17 protein-coding genes are annotated in these 20,936 nt (G+C 70.9%); 5 read left to right on the forward strand and 12 right to left on the reverse strand.

What is annotated here, in order from left to right:
• Nucleotides 1–193 precede the first annotated feature (193 nt).
• Entirely contained in the window at nucleotides 194–1,399 is a 1,206-nt protein-coding gene (gene metX / locus C0010_RS04935; RefSeq protein WP_105565966.1) for a homoserine O-acetyltransferase MetX, read from the forward strand.
• A gap of 15 nt (nucleotides 1,400–1,414) precedes the next feature.
• Here the strand turns inward: metX and C0010_RS04940 are convergent, their stop codons facing one another.
• The 3 genes from C0010_RS04940 to C0010_RS04950 all read right to left on the reverse strand — a co-directional run bounded on the left by C0010_RS04940 (nucleotide 1,415) and on the right by C0010_RS04950 (nucleotide 3,319).
• Nucleotides 1,415–1,738: a thiamine-binding protein gene (locus C0010_RS04940; protein ID WP_105565967.1), complete on the reverse strand. Its 324-nt coding sequence runs from the start codon at nucleotides 1,736–1,738 to the stop codon at nucleotides 1,415–1,417.
• Nucleotides 1,739–1,756: 18 nt separating this feature from the next.
• The gene (locus C0010_RS04945) at nucleotides 1,757–2,218 is read right to left on the reverse strand and encodes a DUF3817 domain-containing protein (protein ID WP_105565968.1); all 462 of its coding nucleotides are present in this window, start codon (nucleotides 2,216–2,218) and stop codon (nucleotides 1,757–1,759) included.
• 87 nt (nucleotides 2,219–2,305) lie between these two features.
• Entirely contained in the window at nucleotides 2,306–3,319 is a 1,014-nt protein-coding gene (locus C0010_RS04950; RefSeq protein WP_105565969.1) for an ADP-dependent NAD(P)H-hydrate dehydratase, read from the reverse strand.
• Between the two features lie 54 nt (nucleotides 3,320–3,373).
• Between C0010_RS04950 and C0010_RS04955 the strand changes: the two genes are divergently transcribed.
• On the forward strand, nucleotides 3,374–4,450 hold the full coding sequence (locus C0010_RS04955; RefSeq protein WP_105565970.1) for an NADH:flavin oxidoreductase/NADH oxidase: 1,077 nt from the start codon (nucleotides 3,374–3,376) through the stop codon (nucleotides 4,448–4,450).
• A 203-nt stretch (nucleotides 4,451–4,653) separates the two neighbouring features.
• Here the strand turns inward: C0010_RS04955 and C0010_RS04960 are convergent, their stop codons facing one another.
• Both C0010_RS04960 and C0010_RS04965 read right to left on the reverse strand, forming a co-directional pair.
• Nucleotides 4,654–5,703 carry a hemolysin family protein gene (locus C0010_RS04960; RefSeq protein WP_105565971.1) on the reverse strand — a complete coding sequence of 350 codons (1,050 nt, stop codon included), beginning with the start codon at nucleotides 5,701–5,703 and terminating at the stop codon, nucleotides 4,654–4,656.
• Nucleotides 5,700–7,025, reverse strand: coding sequence for a hemolysin family protein (locus C0010_RS04965; RefSeq protein ID WP_105565972.1), 1,326 nt, complete (start codon nucleotides 7,023–7,025; stop codon nucleotides 5,700–5,702). Before C0010_RS04965 ends, C0010_RS04960 begins: the two co-directional genes overlap by 4 nt.
• Nucleotides 7,026–7,325: 300 nt before the next feature.
• On the opposite strand from C0010_RS04965, the gene C0010_RS04970 reads away from it, so the two are divergent.
• Nucleotides 7,326–10,994 (forward strand): multifunctional oxoglutarate decarboxylase/oxoglutarate dehydrogenase thiamine pyrophosphate-binding subunit/dihydrolipoyllysine-residue succinyltransferase subunit, encoded by a 3,669-nt coding sequence (locus C0010_RS04970; RefSeq protein WP_174150334.1) that lies wholly within the window; start codon nucleotides 7,326–7,328, stop codon nucleotides 10,992–10,994.
• Between the two features lie 574 nt (nucleotides 10,995–11,568).
• On the opposite strand, the gene C0010_RS04975 is transcribed toward C0010_RS04970, so the two are convergent.
• From C0010_RS04975 to C0010_RS04985, 3 genes are all read right to left on the reverse strand, one after another.
• On the reverse strand, nucleotides 11,569–12,879 hold the full coding sequence (locus C0010_RS04975) for a GNAT family N-acetyltransferase (protein WP_105565974.1): 1,311 nt from the start codon (nucleotides 12,877–12,879) through the stop codon (nucleotides 11,569–11,571).
• 167 nt (nucleotides 12,880–13,046) lie between these two features.
• Entirely contained in the window at nucleotides 13,047–13,289 is a 243-nt protein-coding gene (locus C0010_RS04980; protein ID WP_105565975.1) for a zf-HC2 domain-containing protein, read from the reverse strand.
• Complete coding sequence (locus tag C0010_RS04985) at nucleotides 13,286–13,894, reverse strand: sigma-70 family RNA polymerase sigma factor (protein WP_232531725.1); 609 nt, start codon at nucleotides 13,892–13,894, stop codon at nucleotides 13,286–13,288. The genes C0010_RS04980 and C0010_RS04985 overlap by 4 nt, the downstream gene beginning before the upstream one ends.
• Nucleotides 13,895–14,027: 133 nt before the next feature.
• Between C0010_RS04985 and aroA the strand changes: the two genes are divergently transcribed.
• Both aroA and rsgA read left to right on the forward strand, forming a co-directional pair.
• Complete coding sequence (aroA, locus tag C0010_RS04990) at nucleotides 14,028–15,359, forward strand: 3-phosphoshikimate 1-carboxyvinyltransferase (RefSeq protein ID WP_105565977.1); 1,332 nt, start codon at nucleotides 14,028–14,030, stop codon at nucleotides 15,357–15,359.
• Nucleotides 15,360–15,429: 70 nt separating this feature from the next.
• The gene (gene rsgA / locus C0010_RS04995; protein ID WP_105565978.1) at nucleotides 15,430–16,479 is read left to right on the forward strand and encodes a ribosome small subunit-dependent GTPase A; all 1,050 of its coding nucleotides are present in this window, start codon (nucleotides 15,430–15,432) and stop codon (nucleotides 16,477–16,479) included.
• Between the two features lie 186 nt (nucleotides 16,480–16,665).
• Here rsgA and thrC read toward each other — a convergent pair whose 3' ends face one another.
• From thrC to C0010_RS05015, 4 genes are all read right to left on the reverse strand, one after another.
• Nucleotides 16,666–18,090: a threonine synthase gene (gene thrC / locus C0010_RS05000; protein WP_105565979.1), complete on the reverse strand. Its 1,425-nt coding sequence runs from the start codon at nucleotides 18,088–18,090 to the stop codon at nucleotides 16,666–16,668.
• A 101-nt stretch (nucleotides 18,091–18,191) separates the two neighbouring features.
• Nucleotides 18,192–18,983 carry an ABC transporter ATP-binding protein gene (locus tag C0010_RS05005; RefSeq protein WP_105565980.1) on the reverse strand — a complete coding sequence of 264 codons (792 nt, stop codon included), beginning with the start codon at nucleotides 18,981–18,983 and terminating at the stop codon, nucleotides 18,192–18,194.
• A gap of 1 nt (nucleotide 18,984) precedes the next feature.
• Nucleotides 18,985–19,908 carry an ABC transporter permease gene (locus C0010_RS05010; RefSeq protein ID WP_105565981.1) on the reverse strand — a complete coding sequence of 308 codons (924 nt, stop codon included), beginning with the start codon at nucleotides 19,906–19,908 and terminating at the stop codon, nucleotides 18,985–18,987.
• 4 nt (nucleotides 19,909–19,912) lie between these two features.
• Nucleotides 19,913–20,917 carry an ABC transporter substrate-binding protein gene (locus C0010_RS05015; RefSeq protein WP_105565982.1) on the reverse strand — a complete coding sequence of 335 codons (1,005 nt, stop codon included), beginning with the start codon at nucleotides 20,915–20,917 and terminating at the stop codon, nucleotides 19,913–19,915.
• Between the last annotated feature and the right edge of the window lie 19 nt (nucleotides 20,918–20,936).

The following is a 20,936-nucleotide window of genomic DNA, read 5'->3' on the forward strand; positions in this document are numbered from 1 at the left end:
CCGCAGTGCCTGCCAGCACTCCGACGGCGCCTGTGGGCGCCGAGAGTAGGAGAATTCCCCGGCCATAGGCAGATCCCGTCGGTTCCCGCCTGAGCTCGGGGATTCTGCCTACGCTCGGCGCATCGCGTCGGGCCGCGGCATCCGGATGTAATACCGCCGCGTCGGCCGCGGCAACAGGGCAGAATGGGGCGGGATGGACTGGCAGATCTCAGAGGACACGGTGCCGTCCGAGCTCGTCACCGAGCAGGACGCGCGCTCGATGGTGGGGCGACCGCGCGCGACGGGCGCGTGGCGCGACGGCGACCCCGTCGGCGAGCGCCAGTTCGCGTCGTTCGACGCCCTCTGGCTCGAGGGCGGCGCTTCGCTTCCCACGTTCCGGATGGCCTACGAGACCTGGGGCGAGCCGAACGAGGCCGCCGACAACGCCGTCCTCATCCTGCACGCCCTCACGGGCGACGGCCACGTCGCGGGCGACGCCGGCCCCGGACACCCGACGGCGGGCTGGTGGAACGACGTCGTCGGGCCGGGCAGGGCGATCGACACCGACCGCTGGTTCGTCGTCGCCCCGTACATGCTCGGCGGCTGCCAGGGGTCGACGGGGCCCGCGAGCGTGCACCCCGACGGCGACCCCTGGGCTTCGCGGTTCCCGTACATCACGGTGCGCGACCAGGTCGAGGCCCAGCAGCGGCTCGCGGATCACCTCGGCGTCGAGGTGTGGGCCGCCGTGATCGGCGGCTCGATGGGCGGCATGCAGGCCCTCGAGTGGGGCGCGACGCTGCCCGAGCGCGTCGAGCGCCTCGCCGTGATCTCGGCGCCCCCGCTCAACACCGCCGATCAGATCGCCCTGAACTCGGTTCAGCTGCAGGCCATCGAGATGGACCCGCGCTTCCGCGGCGGGGAGTACTACGACGCCCCGGACGGCGAGGGCCCGCACCGAGGGCTCGCGCTCGCCCGCCGCATGGCCCTGCTGAACTACCGCAGCCCCACCGAGCTGAACCAGCGCTTCCAGCGCTCGTGGCAGTCGGGGGTGAGCCCGCTCGGGCACGGCGGGCGCTTCGCCGTTGAGAGCTACCTCGACTTCCACGGCAACAAGTTCACGCGCCGCTTCGACGCGAACAGCTACGTGCGCCTCGTCGAGGCGATGGACTCGCACGACGTCGGCCGCGACCGCGGCGGCGTCGAGAGCGCGCTCGCTCAGGTCACGGCGACCACCCTCGTGCTGGGAGTCGACAGCGACCGGCTCTTCCCGATCAGCGGCCAGCACCGCATCGCGCGGGGCATCCCGAACACGCTCGACGGCGACGAGGCCGTCGTGCTCTCGAGCGATTTCGGCCACGACGGCTTCCTCATCGAGACGGCCGCCGTCAGCGAGCACCTGCGCCGTCTGCTCGCGGCGTAGGCGCGACCTGGCTCGCTATGCGTCGTCGATCGCGCGCTCGAGGCGATCGATCTTGGCGTCGATCTCACCCGAGTAGCCGGGCCGGATGTCGGCCTTCAGCACCAGGGAGACGCGCGAGCCGAACGGCGCGACGGCCTCGGTCGCGCGCTTGACCACGCCCATCACGGTGTCCCAATCGGGCCCCTCGATCTCCGTGAACATGCTCGAGGTGCGATGCGGCAGCCCCGAGTCGCGCACGACCTTGACGGCGGCGGCGACGGCATCGTGCACCGACCCGGCCGCGTTCGGCTCCTGACCTTCTGGCGCGCCGGAGGGCGCCACTGAGAATGCGACGAGCATGCGTCGAGCCTACGCTTCTCACTTGCCCCCGGGAGGGCCGAGGACCAGGAGGGTGATGTAGAGCGCGATCACGACCACCACGATGAGCGCCACCAGCACGCCGGCACGGCGCAGGAACCAGCGCATCGTGCGGTCGTACCAGGTGCGGTCCTGCGGGTGGTCGCTCTCCTCCAGGCGCCAGGCGCCCTTCAACCGGCGCGACCGGTGCAGCCAGATCTCCATCGGGATCGTGGCGAACGGCACGACGGCGCTGGCGACCGCGAGCGCACCGACTCCGATCGACCACCGCTGGTTGAACGCGACGAGGATCGCCGTGGCCGCGTACGAGAGGAACACGAATCCGTGGACGCCGCCGCCGATGGTCACGACGATGCCCGGGGCTCCGACGGCACGGGCGACGATCGCCGCGATCAGGATCGTCCAGGTGATCGCCTCGGCGATCGCGAGGATGCGGTACAGGCGGGCGGGGCTGCGGAACATCGCGCTCCTTGTTCGTCCGGGGGTTCCCCCACCCTATCCGGCGTCGTTCCGCCCGCCCGACGAGGGCGCCGGCCGATACGGCGCCGCTCAGCCCCGCGCCGCGGCGAGCGCGAGCGCGAACGACTCGGGCAGGCGCTCGGCCACGTCGAGCGCGGTGATCGGGTGACCTGGCGCCGGCGGGCGCGCGCCCGCAGAGACCAGCGCGCCGTCCTGCGAGCGGAGCACCTCCTGCCCCGCGGCGAGCCGCCCCGCCGTGCCGTGCAGCCAGGCGGCGGTCGCCGCGATGGGGCCCAGCTCCTCGGTCTCGAGGGTCGGGGCATCGGCATCCGGATCGTTCTCCCCGCGGCGGGCGCCGTCTGCCCTGCGGGAGCGCCGGGCCGCGGCACCGGCGACGAGCGCGCCCATCGCGCCGGCGAGCACGTCCCCCGTGCCGGCCGTCGCGAGCCATGGCGTGCCCGCACGCACGACCGTCCACCACCCGCCGGGCGTCGCGACGATCGTCTCGGCACCCTTCAGCAGCACGACGCCGCCCAGGGCGACCGCCGTCTCCCGCACGACGAGCAGCCGCTCGCGGAAGCCGCCGCGCAGCCGCTCGCGCAGGGGGTCGCCCTCGATGTCGTCGATGCCCAGCCCGAGCGGGATCCGCAGCTCGGCCAGCTCTGCCTCGTGCGGCGTCGCGATCACGGGCCCGCGCACGTCCGTGACGAGGTCGAGTGCGCCAGCGTCGATCACCGTCGGAACCGCCGAGCGCAGGCGCGCGCGGAACGCGCCCGTGACGTTGTCGCCCCTGTCGCGCCCGTCGACTCCCGAGCCGAGCACCGCTGCATCCGGTTCCCGCGCGGAGCCGATCACGGTCTCCGGACGCCGATGCATCACGAGCGGCGCGATGGCGGGGTCCCCGTGCCACATCACCATCCCGACCCCCGCGCGCCACGCGCCCTCGACAGTCAGCGCCGCGGCGCCCGGATAGGCGCGGGACCCGGTGCGCAGCGACACCGTGCCTCGGGAATACTTGTGATCGTTCGGCGTTGGCAGACTGAGCACGGCGGCCGCATCGGCCGCTCCCCATTCGAGGTCCCCTTGGCCGTATCCCCCTGGCATGCGGCCAGACTACGCCCGCACGGGCGTCCGGGGCCGCCAGAGCGAAAGGCACGCATGTCGCAGCTGTTCTCCCCGATCACCCTCCGCGGCGCCGAGTTCCGGAACCGGCTCTGGGTCTCCCCCATGTGCCAGTACAGCGCCGTCGACGGCGTCGTGAACGACTGGCACCACGTGCACCTCGCGCAGTTCGCCTCGGGCGGCGCTGGCCTCGTGATCGCGGAGGCATCGGCGGTCGTGGCGGAGGGGCGCATCTCGCCCGAGGACGCCGGGATCTGGAACGACACCCAGCGCGAGGCCTGGCGGCCCATCGTCGACGCGATCCACGCCAGGGGCGCCGGCGCCGCGATCCAGCTCGCGCACGCGGGCCGCAAGTCGTCGACGTTCTCGCCGTTCTCGGGCGGGACCGGCAGCGTGCCGGTGGAAGACGGCGGCTGGGTTCCCGAGGCCCCGTCGGCGATCGCGTACGACGGCTTCACGACCCCGGATGAGATGAGCACGGCCCGCATCGACGAGGTCGTCGATGCGTTCGCGGCCGCCGCCCGCCGCGCGGTCGACGCCGGTTTCGACGCCGTCGAGGTGCACGGTGCGCACGGCTACCTGCTGCACGAGTTCCTGTCTCCGCTGTCGAACCAGCGCACCGACGACTACGGCGGATCGCTCGAGAACCGCGCGCGTGCGGTGCTGCGCGTCATCCGCGCCGTGCGCGCCGAGGTCGGCGACCAGCTCCCGATCCTGGTGCGCTTCTCGGGCACCGATTCGGCGCCCGGCGGCCTCGAGGTCGACGACGTGGCCCGGGTCGGCGCCTGGGCGATCGAGGCCGGCGCCGACTTCCTCGACATCTCGTCGAGCGGGCTCGTCGCGCATCAGCAGATCGACGTCCACCCCGGGTACCAGGTGCCGCTGGCGGCGCGCGTGCGCGAGGTGACGGGCGGCCCGACGGGTGCCGTGGGGATCATCACGACGGGCACGCACGCCGAGCAGATCCTCGCCGACGGCGCGGCCGACGCGATCATCGCCGGCCGCGAGTGGCTGCGCAACCCCCACTTCGGCCTGTCCGCCGCGACCGAGCTCGGCGAGGCCCCGGACGCGCTCTGGCCGCCCCAGTACATCCGGGCCTACCGCCGCGCCTGACTCGGTCATCCGGGCGCCGCTTCCGCGGGCGTCGAGCACGCCGCGCACCGCGGCCCGCTGCACCACCAACCGCGCGTCGCCGAGGCACTGCAGAATCCCCCGACCAAGGCACAATCCACGCGAGAATGCCGCGGCTCGGCGAATCTGCCGCGCGTCAGAGCGCCGCAGGCCCGCCGTTCGGCGGCGCCTGCGGCGCTCTCCGCTCAGCGGCGGGTCGCGTCGTGGACTTCGCCGACGAGCTCCTCGATGACGTCCTCGAGGAACAGCACGCCCGTGGTCTCCCCCTGCGCGTTCCGCACGCGGGCCAGATGGCGGCCCGTGCGCCGCATCACGGCGAGCACGTCCTCGAGGTCGGTCGTCTCCTGCACGGGCACCATGTGATGGATGCGCTTGGCGGGGACGGGCGCATCGGCCTGCTCATCCTCGCGTGCGCCCTCGGCCGCGCGCAGCACGTCCTTCAGGTGCACGTAGCCGCGCGGCTGCTGATCGGCGTCGACGATGACGTAGCGCGAGTAGCCGTGCTTCGACACGGCCTTCTCGATCGCGGCCGGCGTCGTCGTCTCCGGCAGGGTGACGAGCTTGTCGAGGGGAACCGCGATGTCGGCGGCCTCCTTGTCGGTGAACTCGACGACGGCCGAGACGGTGCCGGCGCTGTCGTCGAGCACGCCCTCGCGGCGCGACTCGTCGACGATCGTCGCGACCTCGTCGAGCGTGAACGTCGAGGTCGCCTCAGACTTCGGCTCGATCCCGAACAGCCTCAGCGCGGAGTTCGCGATGCCGTTGAGCGCCCAGATCACCGGATGGAAGATCTTCGACACCCAGACGAGCGGTGGCGCCAGGAGCAGCACGGCGCGGTCTGGCACCGAGAACGCGATATTCTTCGCGACCATCTCGCCGAACACCACGTGCAGGTACGTCACGAGCAGCAGCGCGATGATGAACGCCACCGTGCCAACGGCGCCCTCGGGGAGCCCCGTCAGCCCGAGCGGCACCTCGAGGAGGTGGTGGATGGCGGGCTCCGACACGTTCAGGATCAGCAGCGAGCAGATCGTGATGCCCAGCTGCGAGGTCGCCAGCATCAGCGTGGCGTGCTCCATCGCGTACAGCGCGGTCTTCGCCGCGCGCCCGCCCTTCTCGGCCTTCGGCTCGATCTGCGAGCGCCGCGCGGAGATGACGGCGAACTCGGCGCCGACGAAGAACGCGTTGCCGATCAGCAGCACGAACAGCCAGACGATTCCTGCCCAGTCGCTCATCGTGCATCACCGCCTTCCACCGTCTCGCGCACAGGGTCGGGAACGAACCGCACCCTGTCGACGCGGCGGCCGTCCATCCGCTCCACCGTGAGCGACCCGTGCTCGGTCCGGACGGTGTCGCCGATCTGCGGAACCCGCTCGAGCTCGCTCATGATGTAGCCGCCGATGGTGTCGTAGTCGTCGCTCTCCGGCACCTCGACGTCCGCGCGGTCGCGGAGCTCGTCCGGGCGCAGTTGCGCGGGGAACGTCACGGAGCCGCGGTGCTGCACGACGCCTGCGCGGCGCCTGTCGTGCTCGTCGGCGACCTCGCCGACGATCTCCTCGACGAGGTCCTCGAGCGTGACGACTCCCGCGGTGCCGCCGTACTCGTCGACGACGATCGCCATCTGGTACCCCTTCGAGCGGAGCTCGGCGATCAGGCCGTCGAGGCGCACCGTCTCGGGCACGCGCAACGGGTCTCCCGCGAGCGCCCCCGCAGGCACGGATGCGCGCCTCGCGCGGGGGACGCCGATCGCGGCCTTCAGGTGCACGACTCCCGTGATGTCGTCCAACGACTCCCCGAACACGGGGAACCGGCTGTGGCCCGTGCCGATCGCAAGGTCGATGACGTCCTGCGCGGAGCCGTCGGCCGGGAGCGCGTGCATGCGGGGTCGGGGCGTCATCACGTCGCTCGCGCTCAGGCGCGCGAAGTTCAGGCTGCGGTCGAGGAGGCTCGCCGTGTCCTCCTCGAGCATGCCGGCCAGCGCCGACCTGCGCACGAGGCTCGACAGCTCCTCGGCGGAGCGCGCGCCCGACAGCTCCTCCTGCGGCTCGATGCCGACGGCGCGCAGCACGGCGTTCGCGCTCCCGTTCAGGAGCGCCACGATCGGCTTGAACACCGCGGAGAACGCGAGCTGGAAGGGTGCAACGAGCTTCGCCGTCGTCAACGGCACGGCGAGCGCCATGTTCTTCGGCACCAGCTCGCCGATGATCATCGACAGGATCGTGGCGATCACCATCGCGACCACCGTCGCAATCGGCGCGGCCACCTCATCCGGAACGCCCAGAGCGCCGAACAGCGGTGAGAGCAGGTGCGAGAACGCCGGCTCGAGCGTGTACCCGGTCAGCAGCGTCGTCAGGGTGATGCCGAGCTGTGCGCTCGACAGGTGCGTCGACGTCCGGCGCAGGGCACGGATGGTCAGGGCCAGCCGCGTCTCGCCGCGCGCCTGCCGCGCCTCGAGCTCCGCGCGGTCGAGGTTGACGAGCGCGAACTCGCTGCCGACGAACAAGCCCGTGCCGACTGTCAGGAGGAGCCCCACCGCGATCAGGATCCAGTCGCTCATGCGTCATCACCGCCCCAGGCGGTGGGTGTCGGATCGAGAGGGCGGGGCTGGGAACTCGGAGGGTCGTCCATCGTGCTTCCCATAATAGCCAATGAACCTGCGTCACCGCCGCACGCGCGCGCTGGCGCGCGATGGGGCATGCGCGCAGGGCATCGAACGATGCCGAAAGAAGTGCGAATCTTGGCCTGTCGAGACCCGCCGCGTCGAGAGGGCGCGCCGGGAAAGTGGACTAGGCTGGATGACCGGATGCGCGGGGTCTTCCGCGCAGGCTTATCAGCGATGAAAGAGGGCGATCCAGCCGTGACCAGCCAGGGGACGGGCGAGGGGGAGTTCGGAGCCAACCAGTGGCTCGTCGACGAGCTCTACCAGCAGTATCGGGTAGACAAGAACGCCGTCGACAAGGAGTGGTGGCCGATCCTCGAGGCCTACGCCCAGCAGAGCGCCTCCCCCGCCGCCGCGCCGCAGGCGCAGACGCAGCAGTCGGGCGCGATGACCTCCAGCCCGCCGACCGCGCCGATTCCGATCATCGGGCAGACGCCCGTCGCGAAGACGACCAACAAGCCGGCCGCCGCGACGCCGATCCCCTCCGAGGCTCCGCGCAAGAAGGTCGACGCCAGCGCAACCCCGCCTGAGGAGGACAAGGTCACGACCCTCAAGGGCATGACCAAGACCCTGGCGCGCAACATGGACGAGTCGCTGACGGTCCCGACCGCGACGAGCGTCCGCACGATCCCCGCCAAGCTGATGATCGACAACCGCATCGTCATCAACAACCACATGGCGCGCACGCGCGGCGGCAAGGTCAGTTTCACCCACATCATCGGCTGGGCCCTCGTGCAGGCGCTGAAGGTGTTCCCGAGCCAGAACGTGTTCTACGCCGAGATCGACGGCAAGCCGAGCGTGGTCGCCCCCGCGCACATCAACCTCGGGATCGCGATCGATCTCCCGAAGCCGGACGGCACGCGCGCCCTCATGGTGCCGAGCATCAAGCGCACCGAGACGCTCACGTTCAACGAGTACCTCGAGGCATACGAAGACCTCGTCAAGCGCGCCCGCGGCAACAAGCTCGGCGCGGCCGACTTCGCCAACACGACGATCTCGCTGACGAACCCCGGCGGCATCGGCACGGTGCACTCCGTGCCGCGCCTGATGAAGGGCCAGGGCGCCATCATCGGCGCCGGTGCGCTCGACTACCCGGCGGAGTTCGCCGGCGCCAACGCGCGCACGCTGAACGAGCTCGCGATCGGCAAGACCATCACCCTCACGAGCACGTACGACCACCGCGTCATCCAGGGCGCGGGCTCGGGCGAGTTCCTGAAGATCGTGCACGAGCTGCTGATCGGCAAGAACGGCTTCTACGAGGACATCTTCGCCGCGCTCCGCATCCCGTACGCGCCCATCCGGTGGAACGCCGACGTCTCGGTCGACCTCTCGCAGCGCGTCGACAAGACCTCGCGCGTGCAGGAGCTCATCAACGCCTACCGCGTGCGCGGCCACCTGATGGCCGACATCGACCCGCTCGCCTACGTGCAGCGCGAGCACCACGACCTCGAGATCGAGTCGCACGGCCTCAGCTTCTGGGACCTCGAGCGCGAGTTCATCACGAACGGCTTCGGCGGCAAACGCCAGGCCAAGCTGCGCGACATCCTCGGGGTGCTGCGCGACTCGTACTGCCGCACGATCGGCTACGAGTACATGCACATCTCCGACCACGAGCAGCGCGAGTGGTTCCAGGAGAAGGTCGAGCGCGGCTACGAGAAGGCCGACCACGACGACCAGCTGCGCATCCTGAACAAGCTGAATGAAGCCGAGGCGTTCGAGACGTTCCTGCAGACGAAGTACGTCGGCCAGAAGCGCTTCTCGCTCGAGGGCGGCGAATCGCTCATCCCGCTCCTCGACCGCATCCTCGACGGCGCCGCGGAGTCCGGCCTCGAGGGCGCGGGCATCGGCATGGCCCACCGCGGCCGCCTGAACGTGCTCACCAACATCGCCGGCAAGAGCTACGCCGACGTGTTCAGCGAGTTCGAGGGCGCCCTGCCCGGCAACAAGCGCGGTTCTGGCGACGTGAAATACCACCTCGGCACCGAGGGCACGTTCACGTCGCACTCCGGCAAGGAGCTCTCGCTCCACCTGGCCGCGAACCCGTCGCACCTCGAGACCGTCAACGGCGTGCTCGAGGGCATCGTGCGGGCCAAGCAGGATCGCGACGCCCCCGGATCCTTCAAGTGGATGCCGATCCTCGTGCACGGCGACGCAGCGTTCGCCGGCCAGGGCGTCGTCTTCGAGACGCTGCAGATGTCTCAGCTGCGCGGCTACCGGACGGGCGGCACGGTGCACGTCATCGTGAACAACCAGGTCGGCTTCACGACGCTCCCGACCGATTCGCGCTCGTCGACCTACGCGACGGACGTCGCGAAGGCGGTCCACGCTCCCGTACTGCACGTGAACGGCGACGACCCCGAGGCCGTCGTCCGCGCGGCCGAGATGGCGGTCGAGTACCGCCAGAAGTTCCACCGCGACATCGTGATAGACCTCGTCTGCTACCGCCGCCGCGGTCACAACGAGGGCGACGACCCGGCGATGACGCAGCCGATGATGACGAAGCTGATCGAGGCGAAGCGCTCGACGCGCAGCATCTACAGCGAGTCGCTCGTCGGCCGCGGCGACATCACCGAGGAGGAGTACGAAGAGGCCAAGGCTGACTTCCAGCGCCGGCTCGAGGTCGCCTTCTCCGAGACGCACGCCGCCGAGAGCGGTTCGCTCCCCGTCGTGGAGGCGCCGACGGCGGCCACGACGATCGCCGGCGACCCGGAGACCACCGGCGTTCCGGCCGCCGTCATCGAGAAGATCGGCGACGCGCACGCGAACAAGCCGGAGGGCTTCACCGTCCACAAGAAGCTGCAGCAGCTGCTCGACAAGCGCGTCGAGATGAGCCGCAGCGGCCGGATCGACTGGGCCTTCGGTGAGCTGCTCGCCTTCGGCTCGCTTCTGCTCGAGGGCACACCGGTGCGCCTCGCCGGCCAGGACGCCCGCCGCGGCACGTTCGCACAGCGCCACGCGGTCTTCCACGACCGCGAGAACGGCAAGGAATGGCTGCCCCTCGGCAACCTCGCCGACCAGCAGGGCCGCTTCTTCGTCTACGACTCACTGCTCAGCGAGTACGCCGCGCTCGCGTACGAGTACGGCTACTCGGTCGAGAACGAGAACGCGCTCGTGATGTGGGAGGCGCAGTTCGGCGACTTCGTGAACGGCGCGCAGTCGGTCATCGACGAGTACGTCTCGGCGGCCGAGCAGAAGTGGGGCCAGCAGTCGAGCGTCGTGCTCGCACTCCCCCACGGCTACGAGGGCCAGGGGCCCGACCACTCGTCGGCTCGGATCGAGCGCTTCCTGCAGCTGTGCGCGCAGAACAACATGACGGTGGCTCGCCCCTCGACGCCCGCGTCGTACTTCCACCTGTTGCGCCGTCAGGCATACGCACGCCCCCGCCGCCCGCTCGTCGTCTTCACGCCGAAGGCGATGCTGCGCCTGCGCGGCGCATCGAGCGACGTCGCCGAGTTCACGACGAGCGCGTTCCAGCCGGTGCTCGACGACGACCGCGGCATCGACAAGGGCGCCGTGAAGAAGGTGCTCCTGCACTCGGGCAAGATCCACTGGGACCTGCGCGCCGAGCTCGAGAAGAACCCGAACCCGTCGATCGCCCTCGTGCGCCTCGAGCAGTTGTACCCGGCCCCGGCCGCGCTGCTCAAGGCCGTGCTCGCCCAGTACCCGAACGCCGAGCTCGTGTGGGTGCAGGACGAGCCCGAGAACCAGGGCGCCTGGCCGTTCATCGCACTCGCGCTGTCGAAGAAGCTGGGCTCGACCACCGGCGTGGGAGTCGTCTCGCGCGCCGCGGCGGCCTCGCCCGCAACGGGCTCCTCGAAGGTGCACGCCATGGAGCACGCCGAACTGATCACCCGCGCTCTCAGCTGAGGCACATGACGCAGGGGGCTCCGGATGATCCGGAGCCCCCTTCGTCGCACCTGAGGCTGCCGCACGATCGAGGAGATTCAGCGATATCGAGGAGGATTCCAGCGAAAAGCTCCTCGATACCGCGCCAGCTCCTCGAAACTGCGCCCCCACCTGGATACCGCCCCGCCATTGCTCAGGCGAGGAGCCCACCGCTTCAGAAGATGGAGCCGTGGTGAGGCGCAGCGCGTGGTGCGGCGCACGCGCGGGCACAGCGACGTATCGAGGAGATTCAGCAGCATCGAGGAGGAATCCAGCGAAAAGCTCCTCGATACCGCGCCATCTCCTCGAAACTGCGCCCCCACCCGGATACCGCCGCGCCATTGCTCAGGCGAGGAGCCCGCCGCTTCAGAGGATGGAGCCGTGGTGAGGCGCAGCGCGTGGTGCGGCGCACGCGCGAGCACAGCGACGTATCGAGGAGATTCAGCAGCATCGAGGAGGAATCCAGCGAAAAGCTCCTCGATACCGCGCCATCTCCTCGAATCGGCGGCGCCTCGTCAGCGGCGCGCCGCTGCTGTTCAGGCGGCGGGCCTACCGGTCAGAAGATGAAGCCGTGGTGCGGGGCACGCGCGGGGCGCAGCGCCGCGTCGATGCGCTCGAGCGCACTGTCGGAGCCCGAGACGCGGCCCGCGTCGGCGAGCGTGCGCAGTGGCACGCCGCCGAGGTACGCCGCCGACAGCTCGGCGATGCCGATCTCGACATCCGGGTCCATCTCCGAGGGGAACACGCGCGCCGTGCCCGCCTCGATCTCGACGCGCCACGTGCCGTCGGTGAAGCCCAACGGGTCGTGCACGCGCAGCACCCCGGCCGCGTTCATGGCGTGCGACGCGCCCTCCCCCGCATACGTGCGGGCCTCGAGCGCCCGCGGCACGTCGAGGATGCGGAGCCAGACGTGGTCACCCGCCTTCTGCGCGACGGCCTTCGGGTCGGCGACGAGCCAGGGCAGCGCGCCGTCGACCGGCTGGAGCTCCGCCGTCACCTTCGCGACGAGGTCGTGGCTGATCGCGAAGCGCCACAGCGCCGCGTACGCGTCGGCCGTCGCAGCTTCGAGGTGGACGATCTTCAGCTCGTGCTTCGTGTAGTCGCCCTCTTCGACGAGCCGGAAGCTCATCGCGCCGACCGCGTTGCCGTCAGCATCACGCGCGACGACGCCGCGCACCTTCTCGCCGGACGTCACAGACGGATGCACGCCGGCGAACTGCTGACGTCTCCCCGTCCAGGCGGGGGTGCCGCCGTCGCGGTGCGACGCCTCGGCGACCTCGGCGAACGCCTCGACGAGCGCTTCCCGCGGCACGTAGCGCACGGCCGCGGACGGCTCGTAGCTGCGCCAGCCCGCGCGCACGGCGTCGACCGTGACCTCGGCGGTCTGGACGGCGGGCCCGAAGCCGTAGCGGCCGTAGATCGTGCCCTCCGTGACGGTGAGACCCGCGATGGGGACTCCGGCGGCCGCGGCCGAGCGCAGCTCGCCCTCGAGCATCGCCCGCGCGATGCCGCGGCGGCGATGCGTGCCCGCGACCGTGACGTCGGAGATCGCCCAGAGGTCGACGGTGCCGCCCGGGACCGTCATCGGCGTGACCCACGACCCGACGGTGCCGACGGGGAAGCCATCGGGCTCCGCCTCGTCGTACACCCCGATCAGCCGCTCTGGCCTCTCGATCTTCTTGTCGCGGGCCGCCGCGATCTCCTTGTCCTCCGGCTCGGGGCCGAGGAAGCCGCGCGAGACGGCCCGGTAGTAGTCACCGAACGCGTCGCCCTGCGCGTCGACCGAGCGATAGCCCAGCCCCTTCGCGGCGAGCCGTTCAGCGGAGGTGGTGTCGACGGGGACCTGGCGCGCATCGATCGAGCTCATTCCCACAGCCTATGCGGAACCGGTGGCCCCGCGGGGTCACGAGTTGGGTGCGGCTCCCGCCCGGGGCAAGGCCGAGCCGCCGTCACCGCAGATCGACCGCGCACTGCCCGTCCGCCCCGCAGATGGGGGTCACCGCGTCGCCGCGCGGGGCCGCTGGCCGCGCCGGCTCAGTGGGTCGCCTGGGCGGCCCGGATGCTCGCGAGGACCTTGCTGCGCACGTCCTCCGGCGCGGCTTCCTTGCAGGCGCGCTGCACCGCGTCGGTCAGCGTGCGCGCGACGAGGGCCTCGTCCTGACAGCTGGGGCAGTTGTCGAGGTGCTCCCGGATGTCTCCCTGCTCGGTTCGGCAGATCTCGTTCCGCAGGTACTCCTCGAGGTCTGCCCGCGCCTTGTCGCAGCCGCAGTCGGTCATTTCTTCGCTCCTGTCGTGGCGGTTCCGATGCCTCGCTCGGCCGCATAGTCCTTCAGCTGCTCCCGCAGGAGCCGCCTGCCCCGATGCAGACGGCTCATCACGGTGCCGATCGGGGTCTTCATGATGTCGGCGATCTCCTGATAGGAGAAGCCTTCGACGTCGGCGAGGTACACCGCCATCCGGAAGTCGTCGGGAATCGACTGCAGCGCGTCCTTCACGGCGGACGCCGGCATCCGGTCGATCGCCTCAGCCTCGGCCGATCGGCTGCTCCGTGCCGTGGTCGACTCGGCACCGCCCAGCTGCCAGTCCTCGAGCTCGTCGATCGTTCCCTGGTACGGCTCGCGCTGCTTCTTGCGGTACGTGTTGATGTAGGTGTTCGTCAGGATGCGGTACAGCCACGCCTTCAGGTTCGTGCCCTGGACGAACGACGACCACGACGCGTACGCCTTGACGAAGGTCTCCTGCACGAGGTCGGCCGCGTCAGCGGGATTGCGCGCCATGCGCATCGCCGCCGCATAGAGCTGATCCATGAAGGGCAGCGCCTGCTCCTCGAACTGTGCGCGCGGGTCCGCGCTCTGCGGTGCCGCGGTGTCTGGGGTGTCCATCCCGGCCCAGTCTAGGTGCAGGCGCTCCGCGTCACGTGGGGGCGCCAGCAGCAGCTGCGACATGCGATTCCTCTCCCCCGCAGGCATCGGGTCTTTCCTCGGGATGTCACGGGTCTTCACTACAGTGGAACCGATGACTACGAGCGCCTATTCCCCCGCAGACGCCCTCCCGACCCGGGGCGAGTTCGCCGCGCCCGTCGCCCAGGGGCCGGTGCGCGCCGCCCTGACGGTCCCCGGTTCGAAGTCGTTGACCAACCGCGAGCTCATCCTCGCCGCCCTCGCCGACGGCCCCAGCCGCATCGCCGCGCCGCTGCCGTCGGAGGATTCGAGCCGGATGATCGAGTCGCTCACGGCGCTCGGCGTCGGCATCGAGAAGGCCGATGGCGACAGCGAGTTCGGAGACGACCTCATCGTCACGCCGGCTCCCCTGCAGGGCGGAACGGTCGACTGCGGCCAGGCGGGCACCGTCATGCGCTTCGTCGCCCCGCTCGCGGGCCTCGCGAACGGCGAGGTTCTGGTCACGGCGCACGAGACGGCGCTGCACCGCCCGATGAGCGTCATGATCCAGGCCCTGAGAGACCTCGGCGTCGACATCGACGACGAGGGCACCTGGTCGCTGCCGTTCCGGGTGCGCGGGCACGGGCACATCCGCGGCGGCGAGATCGAGATCGACGCCTCCACGTCCAGCCAGTTCGTGTCGGGCCTGCTGCTCGCGGCCCCGCGCTTCGACGTCGGCCTCCACCTCCGTCACACGGGCGAGCGCCTGCCGAGCATCCCGCACATCGAGATGACGATCGAGGCGCTCGCGCGGCGCGGCGTGCAGGTCGAGCGGCCGGCGCACGGCGAGTGGATCGTGCCGCCGATGCGGCCGCGGGGCAAGAACGTGCACGTCGAGCCCGATCTGTCGAACGCCGCGCCGTTCCTCGCGGCGGCCCTGCTGACGGGCGGCTCCGTCACGATCTCCGACTGGCCGCCGCACTCGACGCAGCCGGGCGGCCAGCTGCCCGACCTGCTGCAGCAGTTCGGAGCCCGCACGGGGCGGCGCGCCGGCGCGCTGACGGTCTCGGCCGGCCGCGAACTGACGGGCGTCGACCTCGATCTCTCGGCGGTGAGCGAGCTGACGCCGACCCTGGTGGGGCTCGCGATGTTCGCCGACGGCCCGTCGACGTTCCGCGGCATCGGCCACATCCGGGGCCACGAGACCGACCGCATCGCGGCGCTCGCCCGCAACGTCGAGGCGCTCGGCGGCGAGGCCGAGGAGATGCCCGACGGCATCCGGATCACGCCGCGGCCGCTGCACGGCGGCACGTGGGGTGCGTTCCACGACCACCGCATCGCGACGACGGGCGCGCTCGTCGGCCTGCGCGTGCCCGGCGTCGTCGTCGACGAGATCGGCGCGACGGCGAAGACCCTCCCCCAGTTCAGCGCCCTCTGGGGCCGCATGCTCGCGGGCGAGGCCGCGTGAGGCGGCGCTCCCTGCCCAGCGATCGGACGCCGGGGGCGCGCTCCGCGGCGCTGGTCGAGGGGGCCCGCCCGTGAGCTGGTGGAACGACGCCGATGACGACGACCTCGACGACGAGTTCGACGAGTCGGACGTGCGGGTGCGCCCGAACCCCAAGGCCAACCGCCCGCGCACGAAGCGCCGTCCCTCCCACAGCGACGCCGTGACGGCGCGCGTGCTCGGCGTCGACCGCGGCCGCTACAGCGTGCTCGTGGCGGAGGGCGAGCCGGATGAGCGCGAGGTCACGGCGACCAGGGCGCGCGAACTGCGCAAGACGCCGATCGTCACGGGCGACGCCGCGCGCGTGGTCGGCGACCTCTCGGGCGACGAGGGCACGCTCGGCCGCATCGTCGGCATCGAGGAGCGCACGTCCCTCCTGCGCCGCAGCGCCGACGACACCGACCAGGTCGAGCGCGTCATCGTCGCCAACGCCGACCAGATGCTCCTCGTCGTCGCGGCGGCCGACCCCGAACCGCGCCCGCGCCTCGTCGACCGATACCTGATCGCGGCGCTCGACGCCGGCATCCGGCCCCTCATGGTCATCACGAAGACCGACCTCGCCGACCCTGCCGGGTTCCTCGAGCATTTCTCGGGGCTCGCCGACCTGCGCGTGTTCCGCTCGTCTCAGAGCGATCCGCCCGTCGCCGAGATCGGCGAGTCGCTCGTCGGGCACTCGACGGTCTTCGTCGGCCATTCCGGCGTCGGCAAGTCGACGCTCGTGAACGCGCTGGTGCCGGATGCGGGGCGCGCGACGGGGCACGTCAACGCCGTCACGGGGCGCGGCAGGCACACCTCGTCGTCGACCGAGTCGTTGCGCTACCGCTCGGGGGAAGGCACCGGATGGGTGATCGACACCCCCGGCGTGCGATCATTCGGGCTCGGCCACGTCGATCCGGAGAACATCCTGCGCGCCTACCCCGACCTCGCCGAGGTCGCCGCCGAGTGCCCGAGGGGGTGCTCGCACCTGCCGGATGCCCCGGACTGCCGCCTGAACGAAGCCATCGATGCCGGCGACCTCCCGGTCGCGCGGGTCGACTCCCTGCAGCGCCTGCTGCTGACATTCGACCGCCGCACGGAGTGGTGAGGCAGACCGCGGCGAGCGAGCGCCGGCGCCGATCCGACACGGCGAGCGTCGACTCGCCGCGGAGGGGTTCCGAGCCGCGGCAGAATCTCCGAATCGCGGCAGAATCACGCCGATATTGCCGCGCCTCGCCGATTCTGCAGTGGCTCAGAACCCAGCGCGGCACGGCGCCGGGTACCCGCGCCGAGCTCAGAGCGCGGCGTTGCCCTCGATGTAGGCGCGCAGCTGGGCCGCGTCGGCCGGCATCTCGACGACGTACTGCTCGGCCTCGAGCATCTCCTGGAGCTCGGCCGTGAGCGGCAGCGTCACGCCGATCGCCTCCGTGATGGTCTCCTGGAACTTCTCGGGCTTGGCGGTCTCGAGCACGAGCATCGGCACGCCCTCCTCGACGTAGTCGCGCGCGACCTTCACGCCGTCCGCCGTGTGCGGGTCGATGATCTCGCCGGTCGCCTCGCGCACCGCGGCGATCGTCGCGAGGCGGTCGGTGTGTGTCGAGGTGCCGCTGAAGAAGCCGAACTCGCCCCGCAGGCGCGGCAGCTCGGCCGTCAGGTCGAGCGCCCCCGTCTCGTCGAGCTCGCGCCAGGCCGCGTTCATGCGCTCCGGGTCGCGCCCCAGCAGATCGTAGAGGAAGCGCTCGAGGTTGGAGGCCTTCGAGATGTCCATCGACGGGCTCGAGGTCTTCAGCGTCTCGGCGGCGGGGCGCGGGCGGTACACGCCCGTTCGGAAGAACTCGTCGAGCACGTTGTTCTCGTTCGCCGCGAGCACGAGGCGCCGGATGGGCACGCCCATCCCCTTCGCGAAGTAGCCGGCGAGGATGTTGCCGAAGTTGCCCGAAGGGACCGTCACGGACACCTCGAACGCCCCGCGGGCATCCGGCGCCGCGTCGTCGCTCGCGCGCAGCCACGCCCACACGTAGTACACGACCTGCGCCGTGATGCGGGCGAGGTTGATCGAATTGACGGCACCCAGGTGGTGCGCTCGTTTGAACTCGAGGTCGCTCGAGAGCTCCTTGACGAGGTTCTGTGCGTCGTCGAACACGCCGGAGACGGCGATGTTGTGGATGTTGTCGTCGGTCAGCGAGTACATCTGCGCCCGCTGGAAGGCGCTCATCCGGCCCTGCGGCGAGAGCATGAAGACGGTGATGCGCTCCTTGCCGCGGAACGCGTGCTCGGCGGCCGAGCCCGTGTCACCGGATGTCGCGCCGACGATGTTGAGGGTCGAGCCCCGTCGCTCGAGCGCATACTCGACGACCTGGCCGAGGAACTGCATCGCCATGTCCTTGAACGCGAGCGTCGGGCCCTCGCTGAGGCCGACGAGGGTCAGGCCGCCGTCGATGTCGCGCAGCGGCACGGGGCCGTCGGGGAAGTTGTGCGGGCCGTATGCCGCGGCCGTCATACGCGCGAGGTCGTCGCGCGGGATGTCGGTGGCGAACAACCCCAGCACCTCGGTCGCGAGGTCCGCGTACGCCAGGCCCCGCCACGACTCGAGCTGCTCGCGCGAGAGGCGCGGGAGTTCCTCGGGCACCGCGAGGCCGCCGTCGGGCGCCAGCCCCTCGAGCAGCGTCTCGCAGAACTCGGTCGGCTCCATGCCGCCGCGGGTCGAGATGTACTTCACGGGGGTTGCTCCTCGGGTCGTGTCGTGCCGCGCTCGCGCGCTCCCCGCCATTGTCTCAGCTTCCCGGGCGCGGCGACGACCAGATGACGCCCGCGCGGCCCTCAGCCGAGCATGGCGCGGTCGTCGAACGATGCGCCCTTGATCTTCCCGAACTCCGCCAGCAGTGCGTCGACCGTGAGCGTCTTCTTGCGCTTCTCGTCGGCGGAGAACACGATCCGGCCCTCGTGCATCATGATGAGCCGATTGCCGAGCGCGAGCGCCTGCTGCATGTTGTGCGTGACCATCAGCGTCGTGAGGCCGCCCTGCTCGACGATGCGACCGGTGAGGTTCGTCACGAGCTCGGCGCGCTGCGGGTCGAGCGCTGCCGTGTGCTCGTCGAGCAGCAGGATGCGCGGATGCGTGAACCCGGCCATGAGCAGCGACAGCGCCTGGCGCTGGCCGCCGGAGAGCAGCCCCACCTTGGCCTTCAGCCGGCTCTCGAGGCCGAGCTCGAGCGTCGCGAGCTCCTCGACGAAGCGCTCCCTGCGCGCGCGGGTGACGCCGCGGCCGAGGCCGCGCCGCTCCCCTCGCCTGAGCGCGAGGGAGAGGTTCTGCTCGATCGTCAGGTCGGGGGCCGTTCCCGCCATCGGGTCCTGGAACACCCGGCCGACGTATTTCGCCCGCCGGTGCTCCTTCATCCGGTTCACGCGGGTGTCGTCGATCGAGATGTCCCCGGAGTCGACGGGCATCCGGCCCGCGATCGCGTTGAGGAGCGTCGACTTGCCCGCACCGTTCGACCCGATCACCGTGACGAAGTCGCCCTCCTCGAGGCGCAGGCTGAGGTCGCGCAGCGCGCGGCGCTCGTTCACCGTGCCGGCGAAGAACGTCTTGCTGATGCCGCTGATGGTGAGCACGTCAGACACCTGCCTTCTCGGGCTCGCGCGGCGCGGCCCTGCGGCCCGCCGACAGGTCGCGCCACGATGGCACGCGCTTCAGGAAGCCCCAGCGCGGCAGGAGCAGCGCGAGCACCACGAGCGCGGCCGTCACGAACTTCATGTCATCCGGGTTCAGGCCGATCGCCAGCGCCGCGAAGATGATGATCCGGTAGAGCACGGCACCCACGATGACGGCGAGCGTCGCGAGGAAGATGACGCGCTGGCCGAGCAGCGCCTGGCCCAGGATGACCGAGGCGAGGCCGACGAGGATGAGGCCGATGCCCATGCTGATGTCGGCGAAGCCCTGGTACTGGGCGACGAGCGCTCCGCACAGGCCCACGAAGCCGTTCGACAGGCCGAGCGTCAGGATCGTCGTGCCGTCGGTGTCGACGCCGAGGCTCCGGATCATCTGCTTGTTGTTGCCCGTCGCCTGCACGGCGAGGCCGAGGTCGGTCGAGAGGAACCAGTCGACCAGCAGCTTCAGGATGAAGACGCCGACGAAGAAGATCAGCGCGGCGATCCACGTCTTGCCCAGCAGGCCGGCCTCGCGCAGCGGCGTCATCAGGGTGTCCTCGCGCAGCAGCGGCACGTTGGCACCGCCCATGATGCGCAGGTTCACCGACCACAGGGCGATCATGGTCAGGATGCCCGCCAGCAGCCCGTCGATGCGGCCCTTCGTATGGAGGAGGCCCGTGACGATCCCCGCCACGATGCCGGCGCCGGCGGCCGCGAGGGTCGCCAGCACCGGGTTGACGCCCGCCGTGATCATGGCGGCCGCGACGGCGGCGCCCGTCGTGAAGCTGCCGTCGACCGTCAGATCGGGAAAGTTCAGCACGCGGAACGTCAGGTAGACGCCCAACGCCATGACCCCGTAGATGAGGCCGAGCTCGACAGCTCCGATCATGGGACTACTCGATGACCTGGTCGGCGCGGTCGGTGATCGACGCGGGCAGGTCAACGCCCATGCGCTCGGCGGCGGCCGGGTTGATGATCAGCTCGACGTCGCTCGACGTCTCGACGGGCATCTCTGCCGGGTCTTCGCCGTCCTGCAGGATGCGCACGGCCATCTCGCCGGTCTGGTAGCCGAGCTTCGAGTAGTCGATGCCGAGCGTCGCGATGGCGCCGCCCTCGACGGGGCCGGAGTCGCCGGCGACGACGGGGATCTGGTTCTGCTCGGCGACCTGCACCAGCGCGGCGATACCGGAGACGACGATGTTGTCGGTCGGAACGTAGAACGCGTCGACGCCGTCGAGCGACTGGGCGGCCTGCTGCACCTCGGCCGAGTTCGAGACGGTGGCCTCCTCGATCTCGAGGCCGAGCTCGCCGGCGGCCTCCTTCGCGAGTTCGACCTGCACCTCGGAGTTGACCTCGCCCGAGCTGTACACGATGCCGACCGTCTCGGCGTCGGGGGCGATCTCGGTGAGCAGCTCGAGCTGGTCGGCCACCGGGTTCAGGTCGCTCGTGCCCGTGATGTTCGAACCAGGCGCATCGTTCGAGTCGACGAGCCCGGCCTCGACGGCGTCGGTCACGGACGTGAACAGCACGGGGATGTCGACGATCTGCTGCGCGACGGCCTGCGCCGCCGGCGTCGCGTTCGCGAGCACGAGGTCGAGGTCGGCGTCGCCCGCGAAGGTCGTCGCGATCGTGTTCGTGTTGGCGACGTCGCCCTGCGCGTTCTGGTCGTCGTACTCGGCCTCGATGCCGGCGTCGGCGATCGCCTGCTTGAAGCCCTCGGTGGCCGCGTCGAGCGCCGGGTGCTGCACGAACTGCGAGACGCCGATCTTCACCTGCTCGGCGGCGTCACCGCCGTCGCCGGATCCACCTTCGCCACCGGATGAGCAGGCGGTGAGGGCGAGGAGCGCTGCGGCCCCGAGGCCGAGGGCGGCGGTGCCGCGGGAGCGGTGCAGAGACATGTGACTTCCTTGTGACAGG

It is taken from the genome of Microbacterium halophytorum (assembly GCF_002970975.1).
Lineage (GTDB): Bacteria > Actinomycetota > Actinomycetes > Actinomycetales > Microbacteriaceae > Microbacterium > Microbacterium halophytorum.